Raw genomic sequence first — 230 nt, 5'->3', positions numbered from 1 at the left:
GTGGAACGGCGGGTTGTGGTGCTCGCCGGTCGCGAAGACGTCCAGCCCGATCTCCTCGGCCTTCTTCGCCAGGGTCACGGCGGCCTTGATCCGCTCGTGCTCGGACGGGGTGCGTCCGGTCGTCGGGTCGGGGTCACGTCCCCGACGCTGAAGATGCCCAGCTGCATGCCACTCCAATGATTGCAGTTTCAACTATCTGTCGTAACGGTAGCTCCCGCAACGCTATCCCG

The 230-nt window shown here is 64.8% G+C and carries 1 pseudogene; it reads right to left on the bottom strand.

The features are described from left to right. Positions 1-167, bottom strand: a pseudogene (locus BN358_RS27650) (LLM class flavin-dependent oxidoreductase); the annotation flags it as partial. Positions 168-230: the final 63 nt, after the last annotated feature.

The sequence above is a fragment of the Sedimentibacter sp. B4 genome (genome assembly GCF_000309315.1).
Taxonomy (GTDB): Bacteria; Bacillota; Clostridia; order Tissierellales; family Sedimentibacteraceae; genus Sedimentibacter; species Sedimentibacter saalensis.
Note: the sequence above shows the minus strand (reverse complement) of the source record. Positions and strands in the feature narration are given on the sequence as shown.